Consider the following 7481-nt stretch of genomic DNA (forward strand, 5'->3'; position numbering starts at 1 on the left):
CCCTTTTATGGAGGTACTGAAATGAATGAACGTTATTTAACTTTAAGAGCTCACCTTAAGCACTATTCAAATGAAGTAGACTACGAGTTTAAATTGGAAGAGGTAGATCAGATTTGGTTTTGCTCTCGAAAAAATACGAAGCGAATCTTGCGTCAACTTGAACAATCAAATCTTCTCGCCTATCAACCTGGCAAAGGTAGAGGGAACGTCTCAAAGCTTACATATCCAACCTCTTTTCAACAAGAAATCGAGAGATACATAGAGAAGTGTATAAATGATGAGCAGCTAGATTTGATTGCACAAATATTACGTTTGCCAATTCCAAAGAGTTGGGTTGCCAATTCTTCAAAAGAGATTCGCGAACTACTAGGATTTCAACGAAACGATTCCGATTCAAGGGATGTTCTACATACATTTAAAGCGAGAGATATCACAACGCTTGATCCTTTGAAGGTGTCCATATCGTTAGAAACACACCTTATTGAATACTTAGGTGACACACTTGTCCGCTACGATAGCGAAAAGGATTGTTTTGTCCCACACCTAGCCCATCACTTTCATGCAGACGAAACCAATACTGTTTGGACGTTTTACTTGCGTAAGTCCGTTTCCTTTCATAACGGAGAATATGTAACGAGTAAAGATGTTGCTTACACGATTGACCGAATGAAAACAAGCTCACCTTCTTACTCTTGGCTTGCACGTAATATTGTGAAAGTAGAATGTCCACACCAACATAAAGTAATTATGCACCTTGATAGGCCAAACGGATTTTTCTTACGTTATTTATCGGCAATCAACTTTTGCATATTGCCTGCAAATGTAGAATTTAATGAGTACGAGTGGATTGGTACAGGGCCTTTTCGTTTAAAAGAACGGACCGCACATAAACTAGTGTTAGAAGCACATGACACTTACTTTAAGGAACGCCCGTTAATTGATGAGATCCATTTTTACCAGGTAACAAAAGATGCCGCAAAAACGGTTTATTTATCCGGAGATGAAAATGCTACGAACATAACACCTAGCAATCATAAAATCAATGATGCAGGTATTAGATTATTAGCGTACAACTTGAAAAGACAAAACATTATTCAACAACCTTCTTTTCGAAAAGCAATCTATCATCTCTTTGATGTCCAGAAAATGGCTCAAGAGCTAAGCATGGAAATTAAAGAAGCAAGTAGTTTTGAAATCGAACGATCCAAACCTCCGAATAAGGATGCAAAGCGCATTATCGGATTACTTGAAGAAGCAGGTTATCATGGAGAACCAATCCATTTGTATCACTTTGACAATTATTATGCTGTCCTTGAAGCAGAGTGGATGAAAAAAGAAGCGAAAACGTACGGTATTTCTATACACTTACATCCTATCTCTTTCTGGGATTTTTCAGATGAAGGAATGGAGGATAATATTGATATACTCATTATGGGGCTAGCATTGTCGTTTGATAAACACCTTGCTTTCTCCTATGCATTTAAAAACAAAGCATTATTATTTAATCGCATGTTTCATCCTGACGTAGAAGCATTCATTTATAAAAAACTCGAAGATTTCGAGTTTGAGAGTGAAAAACATGAACGGGACAAGCTTATGCAAGAAATGGAGCAATATTTACAAAAAGAGTTCGCACTATTCTTTTTGTACCACCCAATCGTTACACGTGCCCTTGATCCGCTCATCCAAGACGTGGAGTCTCACTCATTTGGACATTTAGATTTTACGAAGTTGTGGTTACCGAGTTAGAAAAACGGGGACGGGGTTACATTTCTCATTTGGAAAGCATGAGAATTATAACCCCGTCCCTCATATAACTTATTCCAGACTGCTGGCACGTTGACGAGTAATGTGAATAATGATTGCTTTATATTATTTTAAATGTAAGGTTGGGTTTTAACTCCTGACTCCAAAATCCGGCCATACCAATATCTAAACTCTTTTATCAATAGCACTTAAATAAAGGTCTAATGAATCCTCTACTTCTGTTTCTACCAACTGAATAAAGTCATCATATTCGTTTTGTGTATGTGCTTTATCCAAAGCTTCGTAATAAGCTAGGCGATTTTGTACTTTTATTACGATAGGTGGAAAACCATTTTTCATCAGTTCCAAATTTAATAACAAGCGCGATGTTCTTCCGTTCCCATCAATAAATGGGTGAATACCAACAAATTTAGCATGTAGCATAGCTCCACGGGTAACCGGGTGCATTATTTTCGTTTTTTCAAGTCCATACCATTCCATTAACTCTTCCATCTCTTCTTTTATGAGTATAGGAGTTGGTGGTATATGATTAGCTCCTGAAATAAACACTTGCTGATCTCGATACACGCCTGCATATTCATCATCAATGCCTTTTAATACAAGACGATGTATATTCTTAATTTGCCACTCTGATAAAGGTTCTCCCTTTTGTACAATTTCCTCTACATATGTAATAGCATCACGGTGATTAATTACTTCTAAGTGCTCACGCAACGTTTTACCACCAACCGTAATTCCCTCCAGAACTACCTTCGTTTCATTAATGGTTAGTGTATTACCTTCTATTGCATTTGTATTATATGTCCATTCAAGCAATAACTTCTCACGTAAGCTCTTGACAGTATATTTAGGTAAAGGTCGATTTGCATCTAGAAGTGCCTTCTTCCCATCTATTTGGTTGAACATTTAAATCACCTCTCTTACCGACTGATTATATATTTTAAATTAGAATTCGATAGTTTGGCTAAAATACCTTCTATTTTAACAACAATTAGAATAGACAGAGGGACAGGTTCAATGTCCAAACAAATACTGGAAGCCCACTCTAATACTGTTAGGATTTTCCTGGACAATGAACCTGTCCGAGGCCACTGAAAAAGTAATAGTTTTTCAAAAATGAAGATTTTTAAGGGGTCAACTATGTCTCCCAAACACATTAGCGTCGCTTAGAAACGATTCTGAAGCCCCGTTTTTTGGCATTCATTTTCATTTTTTAAAATTAGGGACTTTTTCAGTAGCCTCAACCTGTCCCCTTGTCCACCTTGCAATCTTTTCTCTTTTTCCATAGTTACATTAAGTAAAAAAGAATAGTAATAACAAAACCTTGGGCAAAAGTTATAGTGAGAAATTGCTTAATTTTAAACCCTTCATTCACCAGAAGCTTATTTAATATATAACCAATAGCAGTTAAGATTATCAAAGTTGTAACTAGGATAATTAGAAAATCTAGCATGAAATACCTCCTTCATAGTAATTATTTTATTAATTATTAATCTTTTTATTATTTTATGTCTAATGAGAAATAATTGCACTAGAAACTAGTAAATATTCCTATAGTAATTACATACTCTTAATTTAGTAGTCCTAATCTAATTTTAATTCTTCTATTTGAGTTCTGCTGACGAATTCTGGCTTATAGTAGGCTTTACTATATAAGCTAAACTAAACTGAATCTAGTGCCTGACCCCCAGTACATTAAAGTTTTACAGAACTGGGGGACTCGCACCATAGCCCGATATACACCCGCATACTCATCATCAATGCCTTTTAAGACAAGACGATGTATATTCTTAATTTGCCACTCTGATAAAGGTTCTCCCTTCTGTACAATATCCTCTACATAAGTAATCGCATCGCGGTGGTTAATTACTTCTAAATGCTCACGCAACGTTTTACCACCGACCGTAATTCCCTCCAACACTACTTTCGTTTCATTAATAGTTAGTGTATTACCTTCTATTGCATTTGTGTTATATGTCCATTCAAGTAATAACTTCTCACGTAAGCTCTTGACAGTATATTTAGGTAAAGGTCGATTTGCATCAAGAAGTGCTTTTTTTCGATCTATTTGGTTGAACATTTACTTCACCTCTCTCACTGACTGATTATATTTTAAATTAGAATTCGATAGTTTGGCTAAAATACCTTCTATTTTGACAACAATAATTAGTGACTTAGACGCTGCCTATTACTTATTATAATGCTAATTTGGATAGAGTCCAAAATGGTGTTTGGGGTCAGGAGTTTCAGTTCATCACTAATAAATGGTGGGTTGTGAGTGGACAAAAGAACAGGGTTCAGGAATTGTCCCCATAGCCTATGGTATTCTTGTTTCTGTTTATACCTAATGTGAAAAAAGACAGCCACAACCATTTGGTCGGCCGTCTCATTGTACTATATTTTAGTGAAACAAAGAGGTGCTTTTTTCAACTCTGCTTCAAACTTAAGATGGTCACTGTCACCAAGATAATTCCCATACCTCCAAGCTGGGTTACTGTAAGCAGTTCACTCAGAACAATTAATCCAAAAAGGGATGCAGTGACTGGTTCCACCATTGCAACGATGGAAGCTGAAGTCGGTGTTGTTCGTTTCAACCCAACTACATACAAGAAGAATGACAAGCCTGATCCGAAAATCCCTAAAAGAATCATCCAAAAAAAGTCAGTTGTGTAAAAGACGGAAGCTGCTTCACTGCGGTCAATGAAAAGAAAAGTTATTGTTGTAAAGACAAGGAATGCAATCGTTAAAATTCCTTGCGGCTGCCCATGGCTGGATGCATATTTAAAACCAAATATAAACAATGCATACGATAACCCTGCGCCTAATCCTGTAACAAGTCCAAGCATCGAGATGCTATCGGAGCCAATACTGTAAACCTCTGTCAGCAATACCACTCCAGCCATCACAAAACCAATAGCCAGCCATTTAAATAATGACGCCTGTTCAAGACGGAAAATAAAAGAAATAAGGAGAACAAAAATGGGCGCAGTATACATCAATGTTGCTGCTACGGCAATACTGCCCTCTGAGATACTAACAAAGTAAAATATAAAATTCCCTGCTACACCAATACCTGCAACAATAGACCAGAACAGCAGCGGCTTATTCAACCGGGTCGGCTGGAACAAGAACCAAATAAGAATACATACTAAACCCACTGCTCCCCTATAAAAGGAGATGACCAAGGGATCCCAACCCATATCCAATAAAAAGCCGCCTAGTCCTCCGGAAATTCCCCATAAAAATGCTGCTAAAATTACAAATCCTAACCCACCAACACGCATATAGTTACCTCCACATATCACATTTAACATCTGTACATGTTAGGGACTATACCTCCTAGTAGAGTTTTTATAACTTAATTTTGGGTACTTGTTATCCGGAAGATATTGGATTTGAAAAGATACATAAAAGCCTCAGCTAATGTTGCAAAGGGCCAGACACCTTGTAGCAATGAATGCTACAAAGTGTCTGGCCCTTTAGCGCATCCTGGTGGCTTTAGACTTGTTCTTTAATCGGGGTTTAATATGTTATCAATTAACTGTAATTCTTCTGAACTAAATTCAAGATTATTAAGAGTGGCTACATTCTCTTCAAGTTGGCTTACTTTACTTGCGCCTATTAAACAAGAAGTAACCATTTGCTCACGAAGTACCCATGCAATTGCCATTTGCGCAAGGGATTGACTACGCTGTTGCGCTACTTCGTTTAATTTTTGTACTTTTTGAATGACTTCTTCTGTAATATCATCACGATTTAAAAAGCTATTTACTTTAGATGCACGTGAATCTTCAGGAATACCCTTTATATATCGATTTGTTAACAACCCTTGAGAAAGTGGAACAAAAGCAATACAACCTGCCCCTTCCTCTTGCAGCAGTGAAGTTAACCCATCCTCAACCCAGCGATTAAACATGGAATAAGCGGGCTGATGAATAAGTAACGGAGTCCCTAATTCTCTTAAAATATGGATAGCCTGCTTTGTTTCCTCTATTCCATAATTAGAAATTCCCACGTAAAGGGCCTTACCTTGCTTGACGATATGATCAAGGGCCATCATTGTTTCTTCAAGCGGTGTTTCTGGATCCGGTCTGTGATGATAAAAAATATCAACATATTCCAATCCCATTCTATTTAAGCTTTGATCAAGACTTGAAACTAAGTACTTCTTTGATCCCCAATCACCATATGGACCCGGCCACATTCCATAACCTGCTTTTGTAGAAATTATCATTTCGTCTCTAAACCCTTCAAAATCTTGACGAAGTATTTTCCCGAAATTTTCTTCTGCCGATCCAGGTGGAGGCCCGTAATTATTTGCAAGATCAAAGTGCGTAATCCCCAAATCAAATGCTTTTCTAATGAGAGAACGTCCATTTTCAAAGACATCTTCTCCACCAAAGTTATGCCATAATCCCAATGAAAGAGCTGGTAGTTTAATACCAGATTTACCACATCGATTATAAACCATTGATTCATATCTTTGCTCATTCGGTTGATATCCCATTATTCATTCCTCCTTATTCGAAGCCTTTTCCCCAGGTATATACCTGTTCTGCAATCGTTCGATTTAACAGAACAATTTTATCCTAATTGCATTATTTAATCAAAAAGGGCTGCAGTAGGCAATGGGGCCTGACCCTCAGTTCTTTAAAGTTTTACCGAGTCGGGGGGACTGGCCCCATAACTCCTTAATTATTTTATTTTTCTAAAATAACATTCTTTTAGGAATATTTGTAGATTACCAAACAATAAACGTTGTAACATAATAGTTAAGAAGCATATCTCTTTTAAAGGAGAGTGAAAAAATGTTATTTATTATTGTTCTTTTTGTTGCCTTGCTACTCTTTTCTTACTTTAAATCAACAACTATATTTGGAAAAATTGGCATCACAATCTATACATTTTTCTCATTCCTATATGTACAACAGAGTTTTGCAGTTGAAGAACCAAAAACAATAAATTTAATTATAGCTATACTAGGCATATGCATCTTTTTGTTCTCTCACTTTCTTTCCTTTAAAAAAGTGAACGCATAATGGTGCAGTGTCATAATGATAGGTCAGGGGCTTCAATCCAATTAGGTTAAAGTCCCTGTTCAATCAAATAATGAAAGTACGTTGTAAGTGTAAGGATTTTCCTGGCCGATGAAACCGTCCGAGACCACTGAAAAAGTCCACTTTTCTAGCATGAAAAATATTAAAAACACCATTTTTTTTTCTCAGTGAAGGAAAAATGGTGTTTCTTGTAAATTAAATACGCCACTTATGCTGTTTTGGAGGATAGGATTTTTCCTATCCTCTTTATATTTACTGCTAATGCAGTTAGTTTTGCTTGTGTAGACATGCTTTTTAGACCGTACCCCCTGGCACGATCTAGCCCGTGAAAGCATTTCATTTCGCCGTTTTTCCATTCTTGGCATGCTCTCTTTTTATATTTCTCCTTGAATTCATCTGTTTTCTGCTGTTGGCTGTAATCATAGAATTCTGGTGTATTGATACTAACCTCTAATACTCTACCTACGGTATTATTGGCAGGTATACACTCTGATCGTAAAGGACAGTTTCGACACTTTTCTTTTTCAAAGTAGTATATAACTGATTGTCGATTCTTTTTATTCGAATATTTCTTTCTATAGGTCGAGGTCCCTTGACTACAAAACCATTCATCCGAATCCTTATTATAGGCATATAAATCTTCGTTTATCTTCGTAT

Annotated in this window: 6 protein-coding genes and 2 pseudogenes; 2 read left to right on the top strand and 6 right to left on the bottom strand. The window is 36.7% G+C overall.

The features are described 5' to 3' along the window. Positions 1–21: 21 nt before the first annotated feature. On the top strand, positions 22–1749 hold the full coding sequence (locus CDZ89_RS17625; protein WP_100334118.1) for an ABC transporter substrate-binding protein: 1728 nt from the start codon (positions 22–24) through the stop codon (positions 1747–1749). Between the two features lie 183 nt (positions 1750–1932). Here CDZ89_RS17625 and CDZ89_RS17630 read toward each other — a convergent pair whose 3' ends face one another. The 5 genes and pseudogenes from CDZ89_RS17630 to mgrA all read right to left on the bottom strand — a co-directional run bounded on the left by CDZ89_RS17630 (position 1933) and on the right by mgrA (position 6274). After that, on the bottom strand, positions 1933–2673 hold the full coding sequence (locus tag CDZ89_RS17630) for a Fic family protein (RefSeq protein ID WP_100334119.1): 741 nt from the start codon (positions 2671–2673) through the stop codon (positions 1933–1935). 382 nt (positions 2674–3055) lie between these two features. After that, positions 3056–3220, bottom strand: coding sequence for a hypothetical protein (locus tag CDZ89_RS19795; RefSeq protein ID WP_157842783.1), 165 nt, complete (start codon positions 3218–3220; stop codon positions 3056–3058). A gap of 279 nt (positions 3221–3499) precedes the next feature. Then, positions 3500–3847 (bottom strand): annotated as a pseudogene (locus tag CDZ89_RS17635) (Fic family protein); the annotation flags it as partial. A gap of 346 nt (positions 3848–4193) precedes the next feature. Beyond that, entirely contained in the window at positions 4194–5051 is an 858-nt protein-coding gene (locus tag CDZ89_RS17640; RefSeq protein WP_100334120.1) for an EamA family transporter, read from the bottom strand. Positions 5052–5278: 227 nt separating this feature from the next. Further along, entirely contained in the window at positions 5279–6274 is a 996-nt protein-coding gene (gene mgrA / locus CDZ89_RS17645) for an L-glyceraldehyde 3-phosphate reductase (protein ID WP_096155696.1), read from the bottom strand. Between the two features lie 301 nt (positions 6275–6575). Here mgrA and CDZ89_RS17650 point away from each other — a divergent pair, with 301 nt between their 5' ends. After that, a complete protein-coding gene (locus CDZ89_RS17650; RefSeq protein ID WP_100334121.1) occupies positions 6576–6806 on the top strand; it encodes a hypothetical protein in 231 nt (76 codons plus the stop codon). A 235-nt stretch (positions 6807–7041) separates the two neighbouring features. On the opposite strand, the pseudogene CDZ89_RS17655 reads toward CDZ89_RS17650, so the two are convergent. Continuing rightward, positions 7042–7481, bottom strand: a pseudogene (locus CDZ89_RS17655) (transposase); the annotation flags it as partial.

The sequence above is a fragment of the Bacillus alkalisoli genome, from assembly GCF_002797415.1.
GTDB lineage: Bacteria > Bacillota > Bacilli > Bacillales > Bacillaceae_I > Bacillus_CD > Bacillus_CD alkalisoli.